24 protein-coding genes are annotated in these 24,242 nt (G+C 60.3%); 10 read left to right on the forward strand and 14 right to left on the reverse strand.

All coding sequences use genetic code 11. The annotated features are described in order from the left end of the window. Positions 1-31 precede the first annotated feature (31 nt). Together TSACC_RS17935 and TSACC_RS17940 are read left to right on the forward strand one after the other, a co-directional pair. Entirely contained in the window at positions 32-1,243 is a 1,212-nt protein-coding gene (locus tag TSACC_RS17935) for a glycosyltransferase family 4 protein (RefSeq protein WP_075080856.1), read from the forward strand. Beyond that, positions 1,240-2,250 (forward strand): glycosyltransferase family 9 protein, encoded by a 1,011-nt coding sequence (locus TSACC_RS17940; RefSeq protein ID WP_075080857.1) that lies wholly within the window; start codon positions 1,240-1,242, stop codon positions 2,248-2,250. Before TSACC_RS17935 ends, TSACC_RS17940 begins: the two co-directional genes overlap by 4 nt. Here TSACC_RS17940 and TSACC_RS17945 read toward each other — a convergent pair. The 7 genes from TSACC_RS17945 to TSACC_RS17975 form a co-directional block, all read right to left on the reverse strand. Continuing rightward, a complete protein-coding gene (locus tag TSACC_RS17945) occupies positions 2,247-5,099 on the reverse strand; it encodes a PAS domain S-box protein (RefSeq protein ID WP_075080858.1) in 2,853 nt (950 codons plus the stop codon). The genes TSACC_RS17940 and TSACC_RS17945 overlap by 4 nt on opposite strands. Before the next feature lie 211 nt (positions 5,100-5,310). Next, positions 5,311-5,928, reverse strand: a complete 618-nt coding sequence (locus TSACC_RS17950) for a lysophospholipid acyltransferase family protein (protein WP_075080859.1) — start codon at positions 5,926-5,928, stop codon at positions 5,311-5,313. Next, on the reverse strand, positions 5,925-6,566 hold the full coding sequence (gene cmk / locus TSACC_RS17955; RefSeq protein WP_075080860.1) for a (d)CMP kinase: 642 nt from the start codon (positions 6,564-6,566) through the stop codon (positions 5,925-5,927). The genes TSACC_RS17950 and cmk overlap by 4 nt, the downstream gene beginning before the upstream one ends. Positions 6,567-6,579: 13 nt before the next feature. Beyond that, positions 6,580-7,959 carry a 3-phosphoshikimate 1-carboxyvinyltransferase gene (gene aroA / locus TSACC_RS17960; protein WP_075080861.1) on the reverse strand — a complete coding sequence of 460 codons (1,380 nt, stop codon included), beginning with the start codon at positions 7,957-7,959 and terminating at the stop codon, positions 6,580-6,582. Continuing rightward, entirely contained in the window at positions 7,956-8,786 is an 831-nt protein-coding gene (locus TSACC_RS17965) for a prephenate dehydrogenase (RefSeq protein ID WP_075080862.1), read from the reverse strand. Before TSACC_RS17965 ends, aroA begins: the two co-directional genes overlap by 4 nt. Further along, positions 8,783-9,190: a hypothetical protein gene (locus tag TSACC_RS17970; protein ID WP_075080863.1), complete on the reverse strand. Its 408-nt coding sequence runs from the start codon at positions 9,188-9,190 to the stop codon at positions 8,783-8,785. Before TSACC_RS17970 ends, TSACC_RS17965 begins: the two co-directional genes overlap by 4 nt. A 59-nt stretch (positions 9,191-9,249) precedes the next feature. After that, complete coding sequence (locus TSACC_RS17975; RefSeq protein WP_075080864.1) at positions 9,250-10,950, reverse strand: DUF3352 domain-containing protein; 1,701 nt, start codon at positions 10,948-10,950, stop codon at positions 9,250-9,252. A 157-nt stretch (positions 10,951-11,107) separates the two neighbouring features. Here TSACC_RS17975 and TSACC_RS17980 point away from each other — a divergent pair, with 157 nt between their 5' ends. Both TSACC_RS17980 and TSACC_RS17985 read left to right on the forward strand, forming a co-directional pair. Further along, a complete protein-coding gene (locus TSACC_RS17980) occupies positions 11,108-12,451 on the forward strand; it encodes a GH1 family beta-glucosidase (RefSeq protein WP_075080865.1) in 1,344 nt (447 codons plus the stop codon). 52 nt (positions 12,452-12,503) lie between these two features. Further along, entirely contained in the window at positions 12,504-13,193 is a 690-nt protein-coding gene (locus TSACC_RS17985; protein WP_075080866.1) for a hypothetical protein, read from the forward strand. Between the two features lie 228 nt (positions 13,194-13,421). Here the strand turns inward: TSACC_RS17985 and dnaB are convergent, their stop codons facing one another. The 6 genes from dnaB to TSACC_RS18015 form a co-directional block, all read right to left on the reverse strand. Beyond that, positions 13,422-14,909 carry a replicative DNA helicase gene (gene dnaB, locus TSACC_RS17990; protein WP_202816002.1) on the reverse strand — a complete coding sequence of 496 codons (1,488 nt, stop codon included), beginning with the start codon at positions 14,907-14,909 and terminating at the stop codon, positions 13,422-13,424. A gap of 15 nt (positions 14,910-14,924) precedes the next feature. Then, complete coding sequence (gene rplI / locus TSACC_RS17995) at positions 14,925-15,449, reverse strand: 50S ribosomal protein L9 (RefSeq protein ID WP_075080867.1); 525 nt, start codon at positions 15,447-15,449, stop codon at positions 14,925-14,927. A 64-nt stretch (positions 15,450-15,513) separates the two neighbouring features. Continuing rightward, entirely contained in the window at positions 15,514-16,671 is a 1,158-nt protein-coding gene (locus tag TSACC_RS18000; protein WP_075080868.1) for a serine hydrolase domain-containing protein, read from the reverse strand. Further along, on the reverse strand, positions 16,668-17,141 hold the full coding sequence (locus TSACC_RS22170) for a TPR end-of-group domain-containing protein (RefSeq protein WP_075080869.1): 474 nt from the start codon (positions 17,139-17,141) through the stop codon (positions 16,668-16,670). The genes TSACC_RS18000 and TSACC_RS22170 overlap by 4 nt, the downstream gene beginning before the upstream one ends. 41 nt (positions 17,142-17,182) lie before the next feature. Then, on the reverse strand, positions 17,183-18,565 hold the full coding sequence (locus TSACC_RS18010) for a glycosyltransferase family 2 protein (RefSeq protein WP_075080870.1): 1,383 nt from the start codon (positions 18,563-18,565) through the stop codon (positions 17,183-17,185). A gap of 39 nt (positions 18,566-18,604) precedes the next feature. Beyond that, positions 18,605-19,669, reverse strand: coding sequence for a class I fructose-bisphosphate aldolase (locus tag TSACC_RS18015; protein WP_075080871.1), 1,065 nt, complete (start codon positions 19,667-19,669; stop codon positions 18,605-18,607). Between the two features lie 155 nt (positions 19,670-19,824). On the opposite strand from TSACC_RS18015, the gene TSACC_RS18020 reads away from it, so the two are divergent. The 6 genes from TSACC_RS18020 to TSACC_RS22580 all read left to right on the forward strand — a co-directional run bounded on the left by TSACC_RS18020 (position 19,825) and on the right by TSACC_RS22580 (position 23,234). Next, positions 19,825-20,556 carry a YebC/PmpR family DNA-binding transcriptional regulator gene (locus TSACC_RS18020; protein WP_075080872.1) on the forward strand — a complete coding sequence of 244 codons (732 nt, stop codon included), beginning with the start codon at positions 19,825-19,827 and terminating at the stop codon, positions 20,554-20,556. A gap of 169 nt (positions 20,557-20,725) precedes the next feature. Next, positions 20,726-21,013 (forward strand): GxxExxY protein, encoded by a 288-nt coding sequence (locus tag TSACC_RS18025; RefSeq protein WP_237764020.1) that lies wholly within the window; start codon positions 20,726-20,728, stop codon positions 21,011-21,013. Between the two features lie 201 nt (positions 21,014-21,214). Then, entirely contained in the window at positions 21,215-22,546 is a 1,332-nt protein-coding gene (gene ffh, locus TSACC_RS18030; RefSeq protein ID WP_174548595.1) for a signal recognition particle protein, read from the forward strand. Between the two features lie 48 nt (positions 22,547-22,594). After that, positions 22,595-22,852 (forward strand): 30S ribosomal protein S16, encoded by a 258-nt coding sequence (rpsP, locus tag TSACC_RS18035; RefSeq protein WP_075080874.1) that lies wholly within the window; start codon positions 22,595-22,597, stop codon positions 22,850-22,852. Between the two features lie 26 nt (positions 22,853-22,878). Beyond that, on the forward strand, positions 22,879-23,109 hold the full coding sequence (locus tag TSACC_RS18040) for a KH domain-containing protein (RefSeq protein WP_075080875.1): 231 nt from the start codon (positions 22,879-22,881) through the stop codon (positions 23,107-23,109). After that, a complete protein-coding gene (locus TSACC_RS22580) occupies positions 23,106-23,234 on the forward strand; it encodes a hypothetical protein (protein ID WP_269084891.1) in 129 nt (42 codons plus the stop codon). Before TSACC_RS18040 ends, TSACC_RS22580 begins: the two co-directional genes overlap by 4 nt. Positions 23,235-23,349: 115 nt before the next feature. On the opposite strand, the gene TSACC_RS18045 is transcribed toward TSACC_RS22580, so the two are convergent. Further along, positions 23,350-24,183, reverse strand: coding sequence for a hypothetical protein (locus TSACC_RS18045; RefSeq protein ID WP_075080876.1), 834 nt, complete (start codon positions 24,181-24,183; stop codon positions 23,350-23,352). Positions 24,184-24,242 lie beyond the last annotated feature (59 nt).

The following is a 24,242-nucleotide window of genomic DNA, read 5'->3' on the forward strand; positions in this document are numbered from 1 at the left end:
CACGTGTTGGAAAAGCTGGGTAGGTTAATCGATGCCGAGCCATACGTCCATACCCGCCGGGGACTTGCAAGCCACCGCGCGCCGGTTGCCGAAATCCCTGTTGTACTCCATTGCGGCGGGCATCGGAGGCAGCGGACTCGATGCCGTTGCCCTGGAGACGTTGCGCGGAGCAAAGCCATTTCTTGGCCGGGCCGTCGCATTTTCGAGCGATCAGAAGGACATTCCCGTCGATCGCATCACGACGCTGGATATTCATCCCGTTAAGCTTCTCTCGTTGCTCTCCCGGCAACATTACATGGGAGCAAAAAAGCATGCCATCGACGCCATCGCGGCCCGGCTGCTTACCCGCGGCGGGTTCGATTTTCTGCACTCCTGGTCGGGCGATTGTCTGGAGTCCCTCCGCGTGGCCAACCGACGCAACATACCGAGCGTACTGGAGATTCCCACCTGGCACCGCAACAAAGGCAAGGTGAAGCCCAACGTCACCAAGAGCGAGCGTGAGCGCGCGGCCGCCGGATTTCCCCATAGTGTCTTCAATCGCATGCTTGTCTCCCGCCAGCAGGTGATGGAGGAGTACGACCGCGCAACCCTCATTTTTGTCCTTTCAGAAAAGGCCCGGGAGACTTTTCGCATCGCGGGCATCCCGGATGAAAAGCTCTTCACCATGCATCGAGGGGTTGATGTCGACCGCTTTACGCCTGCCGAGCGGTTGCCGGATAAGTTTCGCGCCGTCTTCCTCGGTGCCGTGATCAAGCGCAAAGGCGTCCATATCCTCCTTGAGGCCTGGCGAAAGGCAGCACTTCCCGAGGCCGAGTTGATCCTCATTGGTCAGGTGCAGCCGGAGATGGAATCCTTTCTCAAACAGTACGGCGGCGACGATGTGAAGGTGGCCGGGTTCACCCGCGATGTGCCCGGTCTCTTGCGACAGGCTTCGTTGCACGTTTTCCCCTCCGAACTCGAGGGCAGCGCCAAGGCCACCTACGAGGCTGCCGCCTGTGGTCTTGCCCAGATTGCCACGCGGGAGTCCGGCGACGTCGTGATCGACGGGAAGAATGGCTGGATCATTCCGCCCAATGATGTCGACGCGCTTGTTGAAGCTCTCCACGCGGCTCATGCCGACCACGACCGGCTCCTGCGATACGGAAAGGCCGGTCGCGAGCGTGTGGTAAACCATTTCACCTGGGATCATTTCCGCGAGCGTCTGCTCGACGCCTACGATCTCGCGATCCGACGCACCCAATGAAAGTCCTCCTCGTCCAAGTCAAACGCATCGGCGACCTCATCCTCACCACGCCGGTGATCAAGGCTCTTCGCGCAGCCAAACCCCATTGTCACATCACCGTCATCGCCGATTCCTCTGCTGCTTCGCTCCTGCCTGCTCTAGGTGCTGACCAGACCTGGACCTTCGAGCGCGCCGGTTTGCTTGCGAATCTCTTTCGTCCCTCCATCAATCCCTGGATAAAGAGCGACCTGCCGTTTTCGGAATTTGCCTACTGCCTCGACTTCACCGGCACCGACCGGTCCGCCCTCGTTTCCGTGCTGGCGGGAGGATCGAAGCGCGTAACCTACGAGCGGTTTCGCAAAAAATTCCTTCGCCCGCAGATATACCAGCAGTTCGTTGACTCTTCCGTCCGGCTTCGTCACACCGCCGACCATCACACCGACCTGCTTCGCCCTCTTGGTATCGAGGTCGAGAATGTCCCGATGGAACTTCATCTTCCGGAGCTTGTTCATGCCGAGGTGCGGGCAAAGCTGGAAAATCACGAGATTGAGGGCGCGTATGCAGTCATTCATGCGGGAACGGCTCGCCTCGAGAAATACTGGGAGGCCGCCCGATGGGCGCATGTCATCGAGTTCCTTCGTTCGCAGTACGGCCTCACCACCATTCTCACGGGTTCCGTCGATCCCGCCGAGCAGCAGCACCTCGCCGACATCAAGGCCGCTCTCAAGGTTCCCTGTGTCGACCTTTCTGGCGAAACCGATCTCATCGAGCTGGCCACTCTGATTTCCGGAGCGCGGTTTTTCGGGGGAGTCGATACGGCGGCCATGCATCTCGCCGATGCCTTCCATGTTTCCAGCGTGGCTCTTTTTGGCCCGACGAATCCTTTTCAATGGCGGCCCCGCAGTCTGCGTAGCGCCGTGGTGCGGGCCGATACGGCGGAACCTTTCACCCCGGATCAAAAAGGCGGGCCGATGACAGACATTGCCGTGACGGATGTGCTGAAGGCTATCGAGCGGGTGCTTGATTAACGGCTCGACGCCTCGACCAGTGTTGCGGCGATGGCTGCGATTTTCACCGGCTTGCTGAGATAGGTGTTCATTCCAGCCTCGAAGCAGTGCTTGCGGTCCACGGGAATGATGTCCGCCGTCAATGCGGCGATATAGGCGCTCTTTTTTCTCCCGCTCGCTTTTTCGATCTCACGTATTGCTCGCGTCGCCTCGATGCCATCCAGTTCCGGCATCTGGAGATCCATGAGGATGCAATCCGGCTTGATCTCGCGGAATACCTCCACGGCTTCGGCTCCGTTCGAGGCGGCATGCGTCTCGTAGCCGAGGCGCTTCAGGATCGTCTGGATCAGGCGCAGGTTGACCTTGTCGTCCTCCACCACGAGGACCCGCAGGGGATGTTTGGTGGCAAATTCCGGATCGAGCGTCACTGGAGAGTCCGTCGGGGTGCCAGTATTGCCGGAGGCTGCCTCTGCGAGCGGGAGTGCGAGAAGAAACTCCGCTCCTTCGCCGGGGTGGCTTTCCACCGTTAACGTACCGCCCATCAGCTCGGCCAATCGCAGGGAAATGGTTAGGCCTAGCCCGGTGCCTCCGTGGCGTCGCGTCAGGCTTGAGTCGGCTTGGGTAAAGGGTTGAAAGATGCTCGCGATCTTTTCTGGAGCGATGCCCGGGCCGGTATCCGAGACCGAAAACTCGAGCCTGCGAGTTTCCTTTCCTCGCCGGAGGGATAGCGTTACGCCTCCCCGCTGGGTGAACTTCACGGCATTGCCTGCGAGGTTGAGCAGGATCTGGCGGATGCGGCCCGCATCGCCGATGACAAAGTGCGGGACATCCGGCTCGACCGAGACGCGCATATCCAGCCTCTTCTCCGTGGCCAGGGAGGCGAGCAGTGAACGTGTGCTCTCCAGGATTTGCGCCGGTGAAAATGCTTCGTGCTCGATCGGCATCCGCCCGGCCTCGATCCGGCTGAAGTCGAGAACATCATCGAGCAGATGCAGAAGCGCTTCGCCGCTGTTGACGATGGTCCGTGCATGGCAGAGCGCCTCCTCCGGCAGGCTCGGAGTATGGGCAAGGAGCTCGGAAAATCCCAGGATGCCATTGAGCGGAGTGCGTATCTCGTGGCTCATCACCGCCAGGAATTCCCCTTTCGCCCGCTCTCCGGCCCGGGCCTCCTCGGTGAGTTCCTTCTCATGCTCCAGCGCCTGGGCGAGTACCGCTTCGCGTCGCTGCTTTTCCGTGACGTCTCTGGTGATGGATAACGTGCCTCCATCTGGCATGAGAGTCGTGATGGTGTCGGCAAAGAACTCCGAGCCGTCCTTGCGGCGCAGCCTCCATTCGCGGCGAAAGATGCCCTCCCGACGAAGGTCTTCCAGAGCCCGGGGGACGTGCTCCAACTCGGATGCGCTCACGATTTGAGACCGATGGAGAGTGATCATTTCCTCGTGGGAGTACCCGAGCATGCGGCAGATGCTCGGGTTGGCGTCGATGTAGTGCGAGTTTGCATCGGCTATGAGCAACCCGTCCGGCGCATGTTCAAAGAGCGTGCGGTAACGCTGCTCGGCGTGAACTCTCTGGGAGATATCCACCCCCACACCGATGAGGCAGGTGGCGCCATTGTAAATAATACGGCTTCCGGTCAGGTAATACGGCGTTTCCTTCCCGTTCTTAGATAAAAACGCCGCCTCTGCCCACGACGATCCTTTTTCAAAGACCTCCCCGATTCGCTCAAGGATGCCTGGCCGGTCTTCTTTTCGAAAGAGGTCGAGGGGGCTGATGCGGGCGATTTCCTCGGGAGTATATCCCGAGACCTCCTCGAAATGCCGATTCCACCGCAGGAAGCGAAGCCGGTCGTCATACAGATAAAGTATGCCCGGGATCGTCTCGATCATGGCCGTTGAGAAGCTCTGCTCCTCCCTGGCCGTGATCTCCGCCACTCGGCGTTCTCTCCGCTCTTCCAATCCGGTGAGGGCATAGGACAAGTCGTTGGCCGCCTCCTCCAGTAGCGCCATTTCCTTGTCCCGGAAGAAATTCAACTCCGAGGCATACATGGAAAGCGCCCCACGCGGCGTTCCCTGGACGCGAATGGGAAAGCTTGCCACGGACCGGAAGCCAAATTCCCGTAACGCTCTGCGCCATGGTTCCATGTTGGCTTCCTTTTCGATGTCCTCGCATTTGCACGGTCTCCCTGTGCGGAACGCCGTGCCTGCCGGCCCCCGGCCCTCGGCACGATCGTCGCCGTAGACCATGACCGAGTTGACGTAGTCAGCCCCTTCCCCCGCCACCGCTGCCGGTAAAAGCCGGCACGTCGACTCCTCCACCCAGCCGATCCAGGCCATGTGAAATCCACCGTCCTCGACTAGAGCTCGGCACACCCGGTCGAGGAGCTCTTCACGCGATTTGGAGAAGACAATGGCGTGGTTGACCTGACCCATTGCCGCATAGAGCTTGTTGAGCCTGCAAAATTCCCGGTCCCGCTCCTTCTGGAGCGTCACGTCCCGCTCGATCCGCAAGAGACCGGCTACCGTACCGGTCCCGTCACACAACGGCTTCACCGACACCGAGACGCTGACCAATCCTCCCTTTTTCGATAGCCGGGAGGTTTCAAATCGATGGACCGCTTCGTTGTTTGCCACCCGGTTCAGGATATGAGTTTCCTTTTCGATCTTGTCGTCCGGGATGATCGTGGACAGCGGTCGCCCGATCATCTCGACGGCCGCGAAACCGTAGATCATTTCGGCTGCGGGACTCCAGTCCAGCACATTGCCCTGCAGATCGCACGTGATCACGGCATTTTCCGAAGCCTCCGTTATGGCGGCCAGTCTCGCTCTCAGCAGACCGTCGCTCTGGCTCGGTATGGGGGCATCAGTTGGCATTCCGGGGGAGAAGGGGATGACTCAGGCCGAGTCAACTACGGGGGGAGATGGGCTTCATGAATGTTCTTTCCATGCATGGAGCAGACTGCCGGGGAGATCCCACTCTAAGGGATTCATGAGGTTAAGACTAAACGTCTCGCCCTCTCTTGTAAAGATTTGCCGGGCGGTCAGGGGCCAGCGAGGCCGCCCGCCGGGAGGCGGGATACGGGCGCTATCCGGCGATTGTCAGTTTGGAAATGCCTTCCATCACCCGGTCGCTAAGGCGTTGGTAGGTTTCCCGGGAGTTATCGGAGAGTTCATCTTTCGTGAAATAGATCGGCTCGCCGATCACCACCGTGATCTTGGTGAATCGCATCCGCTTCGTCCCCTTGGGAAATGCTTCGTAGGCTCCAAATATCCGCATTGGCACCACGGGCGCCTGGGTTTTGGCGATGACCAGTCCGATGCCTGCCTTGGCCTTCTGGAGGTTGCCATCCTTGGATCGGGTGCCTTCCGGGAAGAGCACGATACCGTTGCCTTCCTTCACCTTTTTGATCACTTCGCGCAATGCCGACATGTCATTGCCGTCACGCTCGACCGGGATCACGTTCATGTCGGGAAAGAGCGGGCCGAAAAACGGCCACTTCAGCAGGCTCTTGCGGGCGAGGTAATATACTGCGCGCCTCGAACAGATTCCCGCCAGCGGCGGATCGAAGTAGCTTGAGTGGTTGACGGCGAGGATGAGCGGTCCCGTCTCGATCATGCGCTCGGGGTGCACGACGCGCATCCGGAAGAGCGTTTTGGCGAGGATCTTGGCGAGGTTGTAAAAGATGCAGTAGACGAGTGTCATGGGGCGGGGGACAACCCCCGGTTCTCGAGGGCAGACACGATGGTATCGACCACTTGGTCAATGGAAAGGTGGGTACTGTCGACGACGGTGGAACCTTCGGGAATGGTGAGGGGAGCCGTGGCTCGGGACGAGTCCTGCTTGTCGCGAGCAGCGACTTCATCCGCCTGCCCCTGGGCCGAGCGGCGCTGCTGGCGCACCTCGGGCGAGGCGTCGATGTAAAATTTGTAAGGCGTCTCGGGGAAGACCGCGGAACCGATGTCCCGCCCTTCCACGATGCTGTCTGCCACTCCGGCGAGAGCGTGCAGGTGAGCGTTTACCACCTCCCGCACGGCGGGTACCCGGGCCACGGCGGAGACGCTGCGATTTACTGCGTCGTCGGTGATATTGGCGCGCTGGCCATCGACCTCGAAGAAAGACTCTCCATTTTCAAACCCGCTACGGAACTGTCCCGCCTTTACCGCCGTGGCGACCGCTCCGGCATTTTGCACGTCGACGCCTCGGACCAGCATGTACCAGGTCGCCGTGCGGTAAAACGAGCCGGAGTTCACATAGGAAAATCCAATGGTCCTGGCGAGCTTGCGGGCGACGCTGCTCTTTCCCGATGCGGCCGGGCCATCGATGGCGATGATCGTATGCATGAAGACTTCGGCGTTAGCGGCCCAGAGAGGAAATGACTGGTGTCGTGCGCGACAGCAAGCCGGAACCTTTCTGGATTTGCTTCAACGTGACATCAAAGCCGGGATATGACGTGGCAACGCACTCGACATCCTCGATCACTGTCTCACCCGTGGCGAAGAGCCCGGCGATGGCAAAGGCCATGGCGATACGATGGTCACCGTAGCTCGGGAGCTTGGCACCTTTCAGCTTCGATCCGCCCTTGATGGTCATGCCGTCCGGGGCCTCGGTAACCTCGACGCCCATGGCGCGGAGATTGGTCGCGATGGCTGCGATCCGGTCGGTTTCCTTCACGCGTAGTTCCTTGGCGTCACGGATGACCGTTTCGCCCTTGGCCAGCGCTGCGGCTACGGCCAGGATCGGGATTTCATCGATCACGTTGGGGATTTCCGCACCTTCGATCACGGTGCCATGGAGGGAGCATCCCTTGATGTCGATCACGCCGGAGGGTTCTCCCTGCTCGACGACCTCGACTACTTCGCGAATACGCGCTCCCATGCGCACGAGCACGTCCAGCAGGCCGGTACGGCTCGGGTTGAGACCGACATTCTTGACCAGCAGGCGCGATCCCGGCTGCGCTGCGGCTGCCACGAGCCAGAAGGCCGCGCTCGAGATATCTCCCGGCACCTCAAAGTCTCTCGACTCGATCGTTTGCAAGCCCACCAGGGATACCTTGTATTCCTTGGGTTCGCGATTTCGCTCGGGACGTACCTCGTCCCGGCGCAACTGGACCTGGAAATACTCGAGCATTCGCTCCGTGTGGTCGCGGCTCAGTGCCGGTTCGATCACGGTCGTTACGCCCTTGGAAAACATGCCTGCCAGCAGGATGGCACTTTTGACCTGCGCACTGGCCACCGGGGAGTTGTAGGTGATCGGCGTGAGCGGACCGCCTTCGATGCGAAGCGGTGGGGTATCGCCGGGTCCCTCGGCGTTGATCTTTGCTCCCATGCGGGACAAAGGCTCGATCACACGGCGCATGGGGCGCTTCGTCAGTGAAGGATCGCCGGTGAGCCGACAGGTGAAAGGCTGGGCGGCGAGGATGCCCGAGATCAGGCGCATCGTGGTGCCGGAGTTGCCGCAGTAAATGTCGCCTTCGGGCTGCTTGAAGACGCCCTTGGACCCGTGCACCACCATGGTCTGGGGTTCCGGATGCTCGATCGTCACGCCGAGCTGGCGAAATGCCTCAGCCGTCGCGAGGCAGTCCTCTCCCTCCAGGAAATTCGTGATCTTGCACACGCCGTTGGAAAGCGCAGCCAGCATGATCGAGCGGTGCGAAATGCTCTTGTCGCCGGGAACGGTGATCTCGGTTTCGATGGTGGGGGCGCGTTTGACGCGGAAGGTCTCTTTCTTACTCATGGCAGGTTGTCGCGCACTTCCTTGGCGCGGGAAAGGTAGGCCTCGAGAGCGGCGGCATCGTGGGAGTGGAGGAGGGCTTTCAACTCTTCGAGAGTATGGGTGAAGTCCTCCAATCCCGCTATGAGAGCGGCCTTGTTCTCAAGCAAAATCTCACTCCACATCGCTGGCGGCCCCGCTGCGATACGGGTTGTGTCGCGATACCCGCCCCCGGCGATCTTCTGCGCCTCGGGCAGTCGGCGGTTGATCGCGTTGACGAGGGCGGCGGCGGCGGCATGAGGCAGGTGGGAGATCCGGGCCACGGATTCATCGTGCTCGTCGGGACTCATCGTCACGATTCGGCATCCCACGTCCCGCCATAGCGACTCAACCTCGGAGACGGCTCTCGGGTCGGATTTTTCCGTGGGGGTCACCACGGCTGTGGCTCCTTCAAAAAGATCGGGTCGCGCGGCGGAGATTCCGCTCCTCTCGGAGCCTGCCATCGGATGGGAGCCAACAAACCGGCCGCCAAAGATCGGCTCCAGGGTGTGGACCACGCTACCCTTCACGCTGCCGGCATCCGTTACAATGCCATGGGATGCCATCACGGGAGCGATGACTTTGGCTATGGTTTCCATCGCACCGATGGGCGTGCAGAAGACACAGATGTCCGCCCCCTCGGCAGCGGCAGCCGGGTCGGTAAAGACGTGTTCAAAGCTCTGGGCTGCCACCGCGGCGGACTTCTCAGAGCGTGTCCAGAGACGAACATTGCATCCCGGTCGTTTCGACCGTAGCGCAAGAGCTAGCGAACCGCCAATGAGACCGGGGCCAAAAATGGCGGCGGTGCTCAGGGGACGAGGAAGATTTTACCCGAGTAAGGGCACTTCACTTCCACTCCCGGCGGGATTCCGCGCACGTCGACATACCCGGCCGCCGGAGCGTACGGGCTGGTGACGAAGCCGGGCTTGCCAGGTACCGGGGTGCCGTAGGCGACTTCACGGGATGGAGCCGCAGTGTTTACGGTAGTCTCGGGCGTTGGGGTTGGGGTCGGAGTCGGCGGCACGACAGCGAGCGGGTCCGGAGTGGGACTCACCTCGGCAGGCGGCGTCGGCTGGGCAAACTGAGTTCCCGCCGAGTCAGAGCCGAACCGGTTTTGGTTCGTGTGACGGGGCGTCCGGGAGTTCGTACCGCTTTCGCAAGCTGCGAGAGCTGTCAAAATCGTCAGGCCGCCTACAATCCAGAGCGAGAATTTCATAGATGCAGGGTAAACAAGGCATGAAGGAAGCGCGGATGGCAACTCATTTCTTTTTTTGGCTACCGGAGATTTTTGAGCAAGGGCGCTGCACCGAAGGCGCCGAGGAATCCCGCCTGGCTGAGGGAAACCGGGCCGCGTGACTGGAGCAGGTAGCCGTCGTCGTAACGCGATTGCGCGTAAACGATGGGATTAAGATGTTTGGCCACCGCCTCGGTCGACGGGAGCTTGTTGACGTCGATCGCCGAAGTGCTGCTGGGATTGATCGCCGCGCTAAAGACGGCGATCTGTCGAGCCAGAGGGTAGAAGCGGTTGAAAGCAGCACGGATGTCAAGATACCCGAAGACCTCGTTGGCTGACTGGAATTCGCTCCGCGCATAAGCGAAGGCAGCCGACTTGATCAACGGTTTGCCCGCTTTCTGCGCTGCTATGGCGCGCTCGACATCAGTGGGGTTGAGTCCCACGACGAGAAATCCATCGATGAGTGCAAATGTCGGGCTGCTCATCACACCGTTAAGGTTGGTGAAGTTGTAAGCTTTGAATCCACCGATGTCGGAGACGGTGTATTGGGGAAAGATCGTCGTCAGCTCCTGGATGCTCGCCTCGGCCTTGGCCTTGTCGCGGATCTGCGCAGCGACAAACCCATCGGGCTTCATCTGTCCCTCGGCCCAGTTCATGACGATGGCGCACTCGGGGCCATAGGCCTCCGGCAGCAACACCGGCAGTTGGGAACTCTGGATGGAGGGAAGGTTGAGGAGCGGCTTGAGATTGTTGACTGTCGCCAGCTGCTGGAAGTTCAGGAGGAAGTCGACGTATCCCGCCGTGGTTTCCTCGGTGAGTTGGATGCCCGCGTGTGCGAGCTTGCCGAGCTTGGGTGGATTCTCATGCAGGATGAAAATGCTGTCGCGCAGGTCGAGACCGTCCAGCTTGATTGAGGCGCCGATCGCCTGCACCTTTCGGATCTGTTCGACCTGCTCCGGGTTCACTGTGGCCCCTGCCGTGGCGCCGACGGCCAGCAGGGTGTCGATGAACCTCTCGGGCTGGCTAAAGAACAGGAAGTCGGGGTCGGGCAGGAGCCGCTTTGTCGCAGTCTGGAACTTGGTGTTTTCCGCCAGGGAACCGCCTTTTGTCCGGCCTGCCGCCCGGTCGAGCGCCTGTTTGATGCCGTCGGGGTTGTTGGCCAGGAAGCCCCAGTGTCCGTGGCTCGCGCTGTAGAGCGTGAAGTTGCCGTAGTTCGTCGAGAGGATCTCATCACCCTGGTAGGATTCCGATTTTTGCTCGGAGGCCTTCTGGGAGCGTTCGATCTCTTTGCGGATGCGGGCGATGGCATGGTCACAATCCCCCTTGCCGCCCCAGAACTGAAAGCCAACCAACAGCGAACTGTCCGAGGACGATACGGAGAGTACCGCCGCGAAGATATGCCCTGGCTTCAGGCGGATCAAAACCTCGGCCGGGCTGTTGCCGTCGCTTTTCTTGGGACCCTTGCTGCCTTTGCCATTCTTGGGTTCAGGGGCGCCGAAAAATCCGCTGAGTGGTTTTTCCAGGAAGGCTTTGACCTCGGGTTCCCCCGTGATCTTGGAGATGGCAGTTTGCGGCCATCGAAACGCCGTACGCGGGAGATCGGGCAATTCGACAAGCGCGATCGCATCTCCTGGTACGAGCCGGGCAGCTTCCATGAATCCCATGCTTCGCCAAAACCAGATGGCGGTCGCGCCAATCAGCACCGCGATTACGGCCAGTGCAATGAATGCCTTCTTGATCATCCGGGTTAGTTACGCCAAGAGACCGGCTGCCGCAAGGCATCGCTCCTCATCCGGGATCATCCTTCAGATTTACCGTTCAATAATTCTACTGAAAGAGTGCGAAGGTATTTGCTCGCCCTCGACCCTGTGGAGAGTCTACCCGTTTCGTTTCCAGAAAATGAGCAAAGCACTTACCTTTCCCAAGAAGTTCGTCTGGGGCGTTGCCGCCGCCGCCCCGCAGATTGAAGGCGCAGCATTTGTCGATGGGAAGGGGGAATCGGTATGGGATCGCTTTGCGCGAGTGCCCGGCGCCGTGGATAACGGCGAGACCCTCGATGTCGCCTGCGATCACTATCACCTCTACAAGCAGGACTTTAAGCTCATGCGCAAGCTGGGCATCAAAAACTACCGTCTGTCGATTGCCTGGCCGCGCATCTATCCCGACGGCGACGGCGCGCTCAATCAGAAGGGTCTCGATTTCTACAATCGCCTCATCGACTCCATGCTCGATCAGGAGATCACACCCTGGGTTACAATGTTTCACTGGGATCTCCCTCAGGCGCTTGAGGATCGCGGAGGCTGGCGCTCCCGCGTGACGGTCGACGCCTTCCGTGGCTACTCGCAGACCATCGTGAAGGCCTTTGGCGATCGCGTGAAGGACTGGATCACCCTCAACGAGATCATCTGCTTCACTGCTCTTGGCTACGGTCAGGGTGATAAAGCCCCGGGCGCGAAGGAATCCCAGCAGGTCATCAACCAGACCTATCACAACGCTCTCCTCTGCCATGGCGTCGGCATGCAGGCTGTGAGGGAATACGGCGGACGTCGCGCCCGCGCCGGCATCACGGATAACTCGCCAGTCTTCATTCCCGTGTCGGAAACAGAAGCAGACATCGAGGCCACCAAGCGCTGCTACGCGGACCACAATGCCCGTATCCTCGCTCCCATCTATACCGGGGCCTATCCCGCTTCGTACTTGCGTAGCGAGGGCAAGGACCGTCCCATTGTCGCCAAGGGCGATATGGAGCTCATCAGCGTGCCGACCGACTTCCTCGGTCTGAATATCTACTGCGGTACCTTCGTTCGTGCGAAGCGTTCGGGCTACGAGAAGCTGCCTTTCTCCGAGAGCTACCCGAGCGCCAGTTGCACCTGGCTCAAGCACACTCCGCAGGCCACCTATTGGGGCACCCGCCTGCCGCACGAGGTCTACGGCGTGAAGGACATCTACATCACCGAGAACGGCTGCGGCTACTACGACGACAAGGTGGAAAACGGAGAGGTCTTCGACCTGCACCGCCGCGACCTCGTCCGCAACTACCTCGTGGAACTCCATCGCGCCATCCAGGACGGAGTGCCCGTGCGTGGCTACTTCCTCTGGTCGTTCATGGACAACTTCGAGTGGCAGGACGGCTACAAGACCCGCTTCGGCATCACGCACGTCGACTACAAGACCCAGAAGCGCACTCCCAAGCTCAGCGCCCACTGGTACTCCAAGGTCATTACGGGAAACCGGATCGTCTAGTCGGCGACATTCCCGCCTTGGCCGCGAGGCGTGGGTTTTGCCATAAAAGCCCATGCCCCGGATCGTTCGCCGCACCAGCACCAAGGTGATCAACGGCGTCGTCTCGCCCAAGAACCGCGAGGACGCCACCGATCCGCGCTCCTACCAGATCATCCGCGAACCCGCTGGCCGGGGCTTCAGGCATGTCGTTTCGGCTCGGCAGCTGGAGCAGTTCATCCATCTCATTCCCGAGGCGGATCAGCTTTTACAGGGTGTGGAAAAGATCGTCCTCTCCGGCGGCTCGGAGAGTGTTTACGGATGGCATCGGGATCTCTGGAGGCGGAAAGTCGCCACCATCGAGCTTTGCGCCTGGACGAAAGATATCTGGGCTCCGATGTCCCTCCGCTATTTCCGGCAGCATCAGCCGTACCTGGACGCTCTCGGAGTTACGTATTCCCTGGAGGAAACGCCCATACTGTGCCGATTCACCATGACGCAGGCTCGCGCTTTCAGCCTCCTCCATGTCTTCATGCACGAGCTGGGGCATCATCAGGACTGGAAACGTCGACGCGGCGGTCGCATGAAGGGGCTGGAGGCGTATGCGGACGATTTTGCTTTCCGCTACTTTGACCTGCTGCTCCCGCTCTATCGGGAAAAATTCGGTGACCCGGCTGCCAACGCAGCGCCGCCACCGCCAGCTCCCAAGCACGCTCAGCCTCTCGGCAAGGGCTGGGACCGTGTGAACTTCACGCGCGTCATATAGATCCGGTTTTTTAAAGATCCGGGACTTTTCTCGTCGTTGTTTCTTCAACAAAACGCCGGGTCGCAAACACGCAATGTCCTTCTTCGCGTCCTTTGTGACCTTCTGTAAAAACCTGTCTTTTTTCGGGTCTTCCCGACGTGCCCCCGAAACTGGTGGCGTCCCGTGAACGTCACGTACCGCCAACCCTTTGTTGCCTTCGCTTCCTTCTGTAAAAATTCCCGAAGCCCCCTACTTGCCCTCTTCCGGGCTCTGCGCGCGATCCTCGAATCGCGTGATCTGGCGGATAAAGGAGAGGGGGACGCCGCCTACCGGGCCGTTACGCTGCTTGGCGATGATGAACTCGGCGTGGCCTTCCAGTTCCTTGCGTTCCTCGTCATCGTCGGCGTAGTAGTCTTCACGCCAGAGCAGGCCGACGAGGTCGGCATCCTGTTCGATGGAGCCGGATTCACGAAGATCGCTCAGTCGGGGGCGACCCTTGCCTTCGCCCGTACGGGATTCCGGATTACGGTTGAGCTGGGCCAGCACGATGATCGGAATCTTGAGTTCCTTGGCCAGTGCCTTGATGCCGGAGGAAATCTCCGCCACCTCGATCTGACGGTTTTCCTGGCCTCGCTTGGAGGGCGACTTGAGGAGCTGGAGATAGTCGATGACGATCAGTTCGATATTGTGTCGGTCCTTCAAGCGGCGGGAACGCGCGCGCAACTCGAGAATGCTCAGGCCCGGCGTGTCGTCGATGAACATCTTGCACTCCGCCAGCTTCGTCGTGGCCTGGATCAGGTTCTGCATGTCGTGCTTCCCGATGAAGCCGTTGCGGATCTTGTTCAAGTCGACCCGCGCCAGCGAGCACAGCAGACGTTGCATGAGCTGCTGGGTACTCATTTCCAGGCTGTACACGGCCACGGCCTTTCCGGCTTCGGTCGCCACGTGCTCGGCGATATTCATGGCGAAGGCTGTCTTGCCCATTGAGGGACGCGCGGCGACGACGATCATTTCTCCGGGATGTAGTCCATTCGTCATCTGGTCCAGCCCCCGGAAACCCGAGGGCAGTCCAGTGAGCGCTCCCCGGTTCTGAAACATCTTCTCGATGCCGTCGAGTGCCTCCATCGCCAGTTCCTTCATCTCGGGAACCTTGGCTTTGAAACGGTCGTCCCCGATGGCCAGGATACGGGCCTCGGCTTCATCCAGGAGGATCTCCACCGTGCCCTGCTCGTCATAGGCCCGGGTGGTGTATTCCGTGCACGTCCCGATGATCTCCCGCAGGAGAAATTTCTCCCGCAGAATCTCGAGATAATACGCCGCGTTGGCGGGTGTCGGAACGAATGTGAATAACTCCGAGATCGCCGCTGCTCCGCCGACCTCGTCGAGCATGTGACGATCGGCCAGGAGTTGGGTGAGGGAAATAAGGTCGACCGGCTTGTTCGCCTCTCGCATCTCCACCAGTACGGTAAAAATGCGCGCGTGAGCGGGGTGATGGAAGTATTTCTCCCCCACTTGCTGCTGAATCACCTCATCGATGACTCGCGCAGGGGCGAGCATCATCGATCCCAGCAAGCCCTTCTCCGCATCAATGCTTTGCGGCAGGGCCCTGTGAATATCTGGTAAGTAACCTGCCTCTTTTTGCGAAAAAGACCGTCCTTTTTGACGGCCTTTTCCTGAGGCGGCCCCGTTGCTGGTGACGGGGTTCTCGGCGGACATTGCCGGAGAACCTTGGGCCATCGTCCTGATGAGTGATTAGCTCTTGGCGGTGCGCTTGCGAGCCTTGGCGCCTTCTTCGGCACCTTCGGCGTCTTCCGTCTCAACCTTCGGTGTGACGATGCTGATGCGCAGCTTGCCGGTCACGTCGGGGTGGAGCTTCACGGGCACCTCGTGGTCGCCGCTCTCCTTGATCGAACGATCGAGGTCGACAGCGTGCTTCGGCAGTTCGATGCCGAGCTCCTTGACCAGGCGGTCGTGGATGTCCTTGGAGGTGACGGAACCGAAAGCCTTGCCGGTCTCGCCGGTCTCGAGGGTGAAAGAAAGATTCAGCTTGCCGATCTTGCTGGCGAGTTCTTCGGCGGCGGTGACTTCGCGAGCTTCACGCTCGGCGCGGATCGCGCGGAGGTGGTTGATCTTGCGAAGCGCGGTGGGCGTCACTTCGAGAGCTTTGCCCTGAGGAATAAGAAAATTACGAGCATACCCGCGGCGGACCTTCACGATATCGGCTTCCGCACCGAGATTGGGGATGTTTGCTGTAAGAATGATTTCTGCGTTTGCCATAGGTGCCCGAGAGTTAAAGCGGGAGGGGGAGCCTACCGCCTCCAGCAGGGGAGTCAACCCGAAATCACGCGAAATCGTAGAGCGCCTGCACCAGCCGCTGCGCCCGCGTCCTCGGCAGCACGCCTAACTCCATCTGGTTCATCACGTAGGCAAAACCGATTCCCGTCTCCGGATCGGCAAAGGCCAGGCTGCCGCCCGCCCCCGGATGCCCAAAGGCCGTCATCGACGGTCCATAGATCGCACGCGTCTTGCGCCCGGTCTCGTCGCGCGGGTCCATCATGAACCCGGCGGAAAAGGCGGTTTCCCGCAGCAGCGTCTGGTCGACGCCATTGGCCAGCGGCGTCCGGAACCACGCCAGCGCCTTGTCAGAGTACATCGGCCCGTCCGGTCGCACGGCTCCGTTGGCGAGGAAGCTGTAAAACTTTGCCAGAGCCCGCGCACTCGCGATCCCGCCGAGGGAGGGGAGTTGCGCGGAACGAACCGCCGGGGCGTTCATCGCCGTCGGGGAAAGGGTGGAGGCCGGGGTGCTGAAGGCCCGGCGGGTGAGGGAGTTCAGATCGGCCAGCGCCTTGTTGAAGGCTTCCTCCGTGCCGCCATCGCTGTGCGCCCGGGGCGGCAGCATCTGGGCCACGCGGGAATGGTACTCCTCCGGCAGTCCGATCCAGGCATCGAGCCCGAGCGGATCGGCGAAATGCGTTCGCCAGTACACGCTCACGGGGATGCCGGTCACCCGGCGCAGGATTTCATCGGCAACGAAGCCAAACGTACGCGGGCCGTAGGCATGGGACATTCCGGGCGGAATGACCGGAGCCTGCTTCTCGATCGCCGCGATCACTCCGGGGTAATCCAGGAGCTGCACACCGCGATCTTCCAGCGCCGACAACCCCGCGCGATGCGAGAGCGCCTCGGCGAGAGTAATGTCCTCCTTGCCGTTCTGGCCAAACTCCGGCCAGACGAAGGCGACGCGCGTTTCGAGATCGATACCCTCCTGATCGAGGGCGTGGAGCACGCAGGCGCTGGCCAGTCCCTTCGTCGCCGACCAGATCAGACATAGCGTGTCCGACTCCCAGGGCAGTGTCTTTGCGCCATCGCGCCAGCCATGGCTCAGGCAGAGGACTTCCTCCCCGCCCTGCCAGATCGCCACCGAGGCGCCGACGTCGTAACCGAGTGATTCATTTCGCGCAAAGGCCTCGCGAACCCTGTCCAAAACCGCCGTATTCACTCGCTGAGCAAATCCTGCACGGCCTTCAGATCCGGATCGTACTTGGCGATCTCGCGGAATTTCTTGTCCAGCTCGAAGCTCTTCTCCAGGTGCCGCGAGGCCTCCTCGAGGTTGCCGAGCACGGCATCGTAGCAGCCGAGATTGTAATGATAGGTCGGCTCCTTGAGCAGAATGGCCGGCCCGCCGAGCAGCATGTCCTTGGCCTCGCGGGTGCGCCCCATTTCATGCAGGCAAAAGGCGCTGTGAATGTATCCGGTGGTGCACTCCGGCCACACTTCGCGCAGGCGGGTGCAAACGTCGAGGGCGGCGTCCCACTGCTTGTGGCGCATGAGGACAAAAAGCCTCATCTGTAGCACCTCCTCGCGATCCTGGTCGTTGGGAGACAGTTCGTTGAGCTCACGGAGTGCGCTTTCCGGCATCTCGAGCTCGATGTAACCTTGCGCGGCTAATAGGGAGCGTTCCAACGACATCGTGAGCGAACTAAAAGCAATTTCCGCGCCTTGCAAAGAGATTATCCCTGCTCGGCATCGGGAAGTTCCGTCCCCGCCGCCCGCTGGGGCGCCCACGTCATGCGATTCCGCAGCAGCGCGACCCAGCCCAGGATGGCTCCGCTGTAGCGCAGCGGCTGAAAGAAAAACGGCTCCAGCAGCGAGGCCGAGATGATACGAAACGCCCAGTCAGGCGTCACGGGCCGACGCAGCCAGCGGGCGTAAAGAAAGAAGGACAGGCTTTGAAGGCAGAGGTCAAAGACCAGCTTGGCCGCAATGAAGCCGACCAGCCCCCAGGCGACGTGCGGGGAGTCGAGCAGCAGGACGATGAAAGTGAGCTGCGCGCCCGCCGAGAAAAAGGGCAGCAGGGTGTCGACCGTCTTGGCGGGCAGCAATACGCCGCCCATCGCGCCGTAGCGGGGATTGGCCACCATGTCCTGATTGCCGAAAAGCGTGGCGAGGAAGCCGCCGAACCACCGCGACCGCTGCTTCCAGAAAAGCGACACCGTGGCGGGGGCGTCTGTCACCGCCTGAGCTGTGCCGATCACCCCGATGCGCCATTTTTTGCCGGAATCTCCCGCCTCACGGTAGATTCGGAAGATCAACTCGTAATCCTCCACCCAGCTCGACGGATCGAAGAAGCCGACCTTCTCGATCACCTCGCGGCGGTATGCGCCGAAGGCTCCGGAGACCATTTCCATCGCATCGATCCGGCTCCACGCCAGCCGCCACAGATAGGCGCGCATGTACTCGGACCGCTGGAAGTATTCAAAGGCCCGCGCCAGCAGTCCGCCCCGGCAGGAGGGAATCAACACCCCGCACGCAGCCGCCATCTCCGGGTCGCGGAATTCCTCGCGGATGGCCTTGAGCGAATCCCGCGTCGGCACGGTGTCGGCGTCGATGGTCACGATCACCTCGCCGCCACAGCGGGGGATGAGTTCGTTGAGGGAATTCGCCTTGCCCGAGGAGGGTTTGGTCCAGACGCGCAGGATAGGGAGGATGGAGGATTCGCCGAAATGGCCGTCCATTACCACGCCGTACCTCTCGGTGAGAAAAGAGACCGTGCCATCCGTCGAGCCATCATCGATGACCCAGATGGTTTCCCCGGTGCGCATCTGTGGAATGAGCGCATCGAGGCAGGCAGAGATGACGCTTTTCTCATTCCGGCAGGGCACGAGCACCGCCAGTTCCGGGGGTGAGACATGGCATGTCTTAGGTGCCTCGGAACGCACCACTCCGCGCCAGGCTAGGGTCGTAATCGCGGTGAGCAGCACCGCGTCGTAGGTCAGAAAAAGAATGCCGATCGCCCAGGCCCACTCGTGGCGGGAGAAAAAGACCGCCGCGAGCGTTCCGACCAGCAACAGCAGGACAAAGCCGAAGAGAAGCCGGAAGGGGAGGACACGCATGCGTGTTCCCCTCCTACTACGCTCCGGCTCGTTGTCAAATCACGCGACCGTGATCTCCTTGGCGAGATAGACGTCCTGGATGGTGTTGAGGAGCTCGACGCCCTCGGCCATGGGACGCTGGAAGGCCTTGCGGCCCGAGATAAGGCCCGTGCCGCCCGCGCGCTTGTTTACCACGGCGGTGAAGGTCGCGTCGGCAAAGTCGTGCGCTCCGCTCGCGCCGCCCGAGTTGATCAATCCGGCCCGGCCCATGTAGCAGTTTGCTACCTGGTAGCGGCAGAGGTCGATCGGGTGATCGGTGGTCAACTGCGTGTAGATGCGCTCGTCGAGCTTGCCGTAGCTGGAACTGCCGGTATTCAGCGCCTTGAAGCCGCCGTTGTTCTCCGGGAGCTTCTGCTTGATGATGTCGGCCTGGATCGTTACGCCGAGGTGGTTCGCCTGGCCGGTGAGGTCGGCGGAGAGATGGTAATCCTTGTCCTTGTTGAAGGCGGAATTGCGCAGGTAGCACCACAGCACCGTCGCCATGCCCAGTTCGTGTGCGTAGGCGAAGGCCTCGGCGATTTCCACGATTTCATGGCTCGCGTCCTCGGAGCCGAAGTAAATCGTCGCGCCCACCGCAGCCGCGCCCATGTCGTAAGCCTGGTCGATTTTGCCAAAGAGGATTTCCTTGTGCTGGTTGGGGTAGGTGAGGAGTTCGTTGTGGTTGATCTTCACCAGGAAGGGGATCTTGTGCGCGTACTTGCGCGACACGGAGCCGAGTACGCCGAAGGTCGACGCCACCGCGTTGCACCCGCCCTCGATGGCGAGCTTCACGATGTTCTCGGAGTCAAAATAGATCGGGTTCTTGGCAAAACTCGCGCCCGCCGAGTGTTCGATGCCCTGGTCGACCGGAAGGATCGAGACGTACCCGGTGCCCGCGAGGCGGCCGGTGTTGTAGATCCAGTTCAGGTTGTTCAGGACGCGCTGGTTGCGGTCCGTGGAGGCAAAAATCCGGTCCACGAAGTCTCCGCCGGGCAGGTGGAGCAAGTCCTTCGAGATCGTCTTGCATTCATGATTGAGCAGATAGTCCGCCTTGTCCCCGAGATACTCCGTGATTTTGGTGTTCATGTGTTGTGAAGGGTTGACCCTTCCCCCGCTACTCCACCCCATGCTCCCTGTCCAGTAATTGCGCGTGCCAAATGCGAAACAGCATGCGCTTCCCGAGGGCGGGCGGATTCCCTCCCTTGTCAGGCACGGCCTGCCTTGCTAAACGAGAGCGACTTATGGGTCGCCAATGGCTTCACGCTAAACGTGCCGTCGCCTCGCTGAAAAAGTCGCAGGCCACCGGAAAACTCGTCAAAGAAATCATGGTCGCCGCGAAGGTCGGAGGCGCTGATCCCGAGGGAAACGCCCGCCTCGCCACCGCGGTGGAAAAGGCGCGCAAGGAGTCCGTCTCCCGCGACGTCATCGAGCGTGCGATTAAGAAGGGCGCGGGCGTCGGCGACGAAAAGCTCGTGATGGAGCACATCCTTTTCGAGGGCTACGCCCCGCACAAGGTGCCCGTCATTGTCGAGGTCTACACCGACAATAACAACCGCACTGCCCCGGAGATTCGCGTTCTTTTCAAGAAGGGCCAGCTCGGAACCTCTGGCAGCAACAAGTTCCTCTTCGACCACGTCGGTCTCGTCGAAGCCTACCATTCCGACACCAGTGCGGACATCGAGACTGCGGCCATCGAGGCCGGAGCCAATGATTTCGAGCCGCTGACCCACTCGCAAAACGACGACATTCCCGCCGACAAGCTCGGCGCGCGCTTCATCACCGACCGCACCGCCACCGGTGCCGCCACCAAGTGGCTCACCGAAAACGGCTGGACCGTTGTGACCAGCGAACTCGGCCACATCGCCAAGCAATTCCCAACCCTCACCGACGACCAGGCCGCCGAAGTCGGCGAATTCCTCCAAGCCCTCGACGATCACGACGACGTCCACCGCGTCTGGGCCGCCGTGAAGTAAGGAAATTTAAACAGAAGGAAGCGAAGAAAACGAAGGGGAAGGCAGACGGGAGTGCATCCTTTGTTTTTGAAAGCCGACCGGCTCAGTCACGAGGTGATCGGGGCGGCGATCGAGGTTCACCGCGAAACGGGGGAGCGGATTGCTTGAGAGCATCTATGAAAGATGCCTCGTGCATGAGCTCTCCCTTCGCGGAATATCCGTGGTTCAGCAGGCTCCCGTTGTCATTGAGTACAAAGGCCTCAAACTTGAGGAAACTCTCCGCCTTGACCTACTGGTGGAAGGCTGCCTTTTAATCGAACTCAAATCTGTCCAGGACATCCTTCCCGTCCACAAGGCCCAGCTCTTCAGCTACATGAAGCTGCTCAACGTCCCGCTCGGCCTGCTGATCAACTTCCACGAACCCAAACTCACCAGCGGCATCCACCGCATGATGCTCCCGGGTTCTTCGGGAAAATGAACCGAGCCCGCGCGTCCATTCCTTCCTGAGTTCTCTCGCGACGAACCGTTGAGCTACGACGCCCCAAACCCTTTGCTTCCTTCGTTTCCTTCTGTTCCATCCTGCCTTGGTTTGAGTCCCAATACGGCGCCCCGCCTTTTGCCCGGCGCGCATAATTCCTTTGCTTCCTTCGCTTCCTTCTGTTCAGTCCTGTCTTGAATTATGTTTTCCCGTCTTTCCGACAAACTGCAGGACGTCTTCAAGGACCTCCGCGGACATGGGCGCATCAGTGAGAAGAATATCACCGATGCGTTGCGCGATGTCCGGATGGCCCTGCTCGACGCCGACGTCCACTTCCAGGTCGCCAAGGACTTCATCGCCCGGGTCAAGGACAAGGCGATGGGCGAGGAGGTGCTCCGCAGCGTCACTCCCGGCCAGCAGATCGTTAAAATCTTCCACGACGAGCTGACCACGCTCCTCGGCGGCGATGCCGCTCCGCTGAATCTCACCAAACCCGCCCGCATCCTCGTGGTCGGTTTGAACGGTGCCGGTAAAACGACATCCTCCGCCAAGCTCGCCCGGCTCTTGAAATCCCAGGGCCGCGCTCCGCAACTCATCGCCTGCGACTTGCATCGCCCCGCAGCCATCGCCCAGCTCGCCACCCTGGCCGAGCAGGTCGGCGTGCCGGTTTACCAGCCCCAAGCCGGTGAAACCGATGTGCTCAAGGTCGGTCGCGAGGCCGTGGCGTGGTGCGACCAGACCCCTGGCGACGTGCAGATTTACGATACCGCCGGTCGCCAGGATCTCGATGAACCGCTCATAGAGGAACTGCGTCGCTTGAAGGAATTCCTTCAGCCTCAGGAGATTCTGATCGTTTGTGACGCCGCTACTGGCCAGCAGGCGGTCAACGTGGCCGAGAAGTTCCACGCCGCCCTCGGCCTCACGGGCATTATCCTGACCAAGCTCGACGGCGATGCCCGTGGCGGTGCTGCTCTGTCGCTCCGAGAGGTAACCAAGCAGCCGATCAAGTTCGCCGGTGTCGGTGAGAAGATCGAGCAGTTTGAGCAGTTTTACCCCGATCGCCTCGCCGGGCGCATCCTCGGCATGGGCGACGTGGTCAGCCTCGTGGAGAAGGCCGCCGAGGTCATCAACGAGGACGATGCGCGCCGGATGGAGGAGAAACTGCGAAAGGCGAGCTTCGACCTTGAGGACTTCCTCCAGCAGTTCCGGATGCTCAAACGAATGGGCCCCCTGCAAAATGTCCTTGGCATGCTGCCGGGAATGGCTAATTTAAAAGGTTCCTCGATTGACGAAGGTCAGTTGAAACGGGTGGAGGCGATTATTCTCTCCATGACACCGCAGGAGCGAACGCGTCCGGATATCCTGAACGCACGACGCCGCCAGCGGGTAGCCCGTGGCAGCGGCACCACCGTGACCGAGGTAAACAACCTCATCCTGCGTTTCACCCAGATGCGCAAGATGATGAAAAATATGGGCCAGATGAAAAAACTGATGGCCCAGGCCCGGAAGGGCGGAATGCTGGGAATGAACTAAACCGCCCCCGCGGACCAAAAAATAACCATTTAAACCAACAGAGACATCATGGCAGTTGCAATCCGACTCAAGCGCGAAGGCGCCCGCAATCACCCGTATTACAAGATCGTGGTGACCGATCAGCGTAGCCCGCGTGACGGAAAATTCATCGAGATCATCGGCACCTACGACCCGAAAAAAGAGGGTGAGAACTTCTCCCTTTCGCTCGATCGCGCGGAATACTGGGTGGGTGTTGGCGCCCGTCCTTCGCAGACCGTTGGCAGCCTGATCAACAAGGCCCGCAAGAGCAGCACGGTCGCAGCCTAAGCTGCGGCCCTGTCATCGTCGGTCGCATGGAGGAATTCCTGCGCTTCGTCATTGGCAACCTCGTGGAGGCCCCCGAGGCGATCGTCCTTACCAAGACGGAAGCCGAGGACCGGGTGGTCTACCACTTGGCGCTCCGCAAGACCGACGTGCCCAAGATTATCGGCAAGGGTGGTCACACCATCCAGGCCATCCGTACCCTGCTCAGTGCAGCAGGGCACAAGCGTGGCGTGAAAGCCACGCTGGAGATCGTCGAGTGAACCCGCTGTTGGGGGCTTCACTCGCGTTTCTCATTGTCCTTCTCGTCGGCTGCGAGCGCCAGCCGGTGAAAGCACAAAACGTCTTTCCCTCTCCCACGCCGGGAGCCGCCGCCTGCTGCCACTGAGGCACCCTTTTTCCAAGGCTTTCAACAGAAGGAAGCAAAGGGGAAGGAAAGAACCTTCCGTGAGTCATCCTGATGTCTGCGGATAGTTCTGGCAATTCGACCTCTCAGGATACTGCTAAAGTGGTTCGATCGGAGATGATTTGGGAAGGAGAAGGATGCCTGTTTCCCCGGAGGGACTGGTGAGTTCGAGGGCAGTGTCGCTCAGAAGTGCCCAAAAAAATACGTGGCGGTCACGTGTTACGAGGACTCCTTCACAATACAAATCGTAGTCTTGAAAAGAATAAGGGCCTCCTGCCGGTTTCAAATTCAGATGATCGATGAACCATTTTGGCGCTCGGTTCAGTGTTTCGGGGGCGATCTGAATGCCTTTCGCCTCCTCAATGTTGCGAATTTCATACAGCGATTGAGGTTCTACGCTTTTTCCATCCCGGAGAAAGTGGCGTAGATTTTTTTCGGATAACGGGAATGCGGAACCGGTGGCTGGACGAAGATTTGAAGTAAAGGTGAAGAGGTCGCTCTCCTGCGGAGCCTTGGTAAGAGGCGGAGCTTCATTCGCATTCATGGGTGAAGGAACGCTTTTTGCCTCCGAATCCTTTAGGCGAATCAGGCAACTTCGATCACCTATGGAAATGCCAAGGAGATGACGGCTGCATAAAACCCAGTGGTACGGAGTTCCGTCCCTGGTGAAGAAATAACCCGTACACCAACTGTCATCGGACGCATTCTCGATGGCAGCTGGATCGGGTTCGATCACGCCATCCTTAAGAAAGCGCAAGAACTCCTCTCGGGGGAGGATTTTGGATGATCCGTACGGCGGATCGGAAGCGAAGGCAAAGAGGTCGTCGGGGGAGGGAATCTTATCGAGCGGCGGGCCGGACGCCCAACTATTGGGGCGGGCGGACGAGACGGAGAGAAGGAGGCAGGCAAAAAGCGAAAGGGGGATTCGCATGGCGGGACCGTATCAAGATTCCAAGATTTTTTCCAAGCTAGAGGATTCAGGACGTCTCG

It is taken from the genome of Terrimicrobium sacchariphilum (assembly GCF_001613545.1).
Classification (GTDB): Bacteria; Verrucomicrobiota; Verrucomicrobiia; order Chthoniobacterales; family Terrimicrobiaceae; genus Terrimicrobium; species Terrimicrobium sacchariphilum.